Here is a 1,900-nt window from a genome sequence, read left to right as displayed (position 1 = left end):
TGCCGGGACTGAACAGCTAGCGCGCATGTGTTCTGCGACTTGCACCACTAAGCCGGCGCAACCTTGACGCTAAGCATTTACTGAGTGACCGAACAGCGTGCTGGTGCGGTGTGCCCGCCAATTGCGGGACCGCTTGCGACATGGATGCCGCCAACGCGCCCTTAGGGACCGGTTCACGGCGTGTCCCGCAAGCGGCGAGGCAGCGCGCACTCGATAGACCATGCTGCGACGAACAGCATCGGATGACACTGAGCCGTCGCGACGATTCGAAATGCCGGCTGCACTGTCTTCGTAGCTAAAAAGCGAAGCCTACAGCCAGCCGCAAAACGCTTGCCTCACCCGATATCGAGAACCCCACCTACCCGCAGCAGGTGCGCAGGAGCATCCCGGGTAGGTGGCCGCATCCATGGCGCTTGTTAAGAGTGGCTAACAAAACGTAGCGAGCGGTCGTCAGGTGGGCGTGGACGGCGCACAGGAACCGGAGTGTACGAGGGGTACATGAGGATTCCGAGCACCGGCCGCGCCCGCCTGGCGGCTGCGCAGTAGTTTTGTTAGCCGCTCCAAGCTCCGGTCTTTGTGTCCACCAAGGCCTGACCAGATGACAGCATCCCCGGCCACGCGCCGCCCTGGCCTGCCCCTGCATTGGAAGATGGGAATTGGCTTTGCCGTGGGCCTGTTGTTGGGTCTGGCTGTCTATTACCTGGCCGGCAGCGACGCCGGTTGGGTGCGTCTGGCAACCAAGTACGTCACCACGCCGTTTTCGCAGGTCTTCCTCAATCTGATCTTCATGCTGATCGTGCCGCTGCTGTTTTCGGCGCTGGTCATGGGTATTTCCGAAATGGGCGACATCCGCGCGCTCGGGCGGGTGGGGTGGCGCACCCCGGGCTATACCGTGGTGCTGTCCGGTGTGGCGGTGTTGCTGGGGCTGGTGCTGGTCAACGTGCTCAAGCCCGGCGCGGGCGTGGCCCCGCGACTGGCCAATCAGCTGATCCAGGAAAACGCCGAGCGCACCCGCGAGATCATTTCCAGCTCCGGCACCCAGCCGCAGGGCATGGACATGCTGCTGTCGATCGTTCCCAGCAACGTGATTGCCGCCGCGGCGAGCAATGGTGCAATTCTGTCGCTGATGTTTTTTGCGGTGATGTTCGGCGTGGGCATGGTGCTGACCGAAGACGAAAAGGTCGCCACGTTGCGGCGCGGCATCGAGGGGGTCTTCGAGATCTCGATGACCTTGATCGGGATCCGTCTGGCGCCCTCTGTGGTGGCGTGTTTCATGTTCAACCTGGCCGCGCTGTTCGGCTTCGATCTGCTGATTCGCCTGGGCGCCTACGTGGGCGTGGTGGTGCTGGCGCTGGGCCTGCACATGGTGATCAGTTACGGCATTGCGGTGAAATTCGCCGGACGCTCGCCGCTGGGCTTTTTCCGCCAGACCCAGGAAGCGACGGTGATGGCGTTCTCGACCGCCTCCAGCAACGCGACCCTGCCAACGGCCTTGCGCGTGGCCGACGAGATGGGCCTGCCGCCGCGGGTGTCGCGTTTCGTACTGACCGTGGGTGCCACCGCCAACCAGAACGGCACCGCACTTTTCGAAGGCGTCACGGTGATCTTCCTGGCGCAGTTTTTCAACGTGGACCTGGGCCTGGGCCAGCAGTTCATGGTGATGCTGGTCTGCATCCTGGGCGGGATCGGCACCGCCGACGCGCCGTCCGGCTCGCTGCCGGTGGTGGCGCTGATCTGCGCGATGGTCGGGGTCAACCCGGTGGGTATCGGCATGATCCTGGGCGTCAACCACTTCCTGGACATGTGCCGCACGGCGCTGAACGTGACCGGGGATCTGGCGCTGACGACCTTGGTGGCCAAGGGTGAGGAATAGGGAATAGGGAATGGGGAATGGGGAATG

The 1,900-nt window shown here is 63.4% G+C and carries 1 protein-coding gene and 1 other RNA gene; one reads left to right on the top strand and one right to left on the bottom strand.

What is annotated here, in order from left to right; all coding sequences use genetic code 11:
- Positions 1-424 precede the first annotated feature (424 nt).
- A non-coding RNA gene (locus tag XAXN_RS22305) (sX9 sRNA) lies at positions 425-500 on the bottom strand.
- Between the two features lie 98 nt (positions 501-598).
- Between XAXN_RS22305 and XAXN_RS19985 the strand changes: the two genes are divergently transcribed.
- Positions 599-1,873: a dicarboxylate/amino acid:cation symporter gene (locus tag XAXN_RS19985; RefSeq protein WP_206416682.1), complete on the top strand. Its 1,275-nt coding sequence runs from the start codon at positions 599-601 to the stop codon at positions 1,871-1,873.
- The last annotated feature ends 27 nt before the right edge of the window (positions 1,874-1,900 follow it).

This window comes from Xanthomonas axonopodis (assembly GCF_001304695.1).
GTDB lineage: Bacteria > Pseudomonadota > Gammaproteobacteria > Xanthomonadales > Xanthomonadaceae > Xanthomonas > Xanthomonas axonopodis.
This window is presented reverse-complemented; position numbering and strand designations above follow the sequence as displayed.

What these genes read in the sequence shown, in the direction of transcription:
- XAXN_RS19985 (WP_206416682.1), top strand. Translation starts at nt 599, where the DNA reads ATGACAGCATCCCCGGCCACGCGCCGCCCTGGCCTGCCCCTGCATTGG.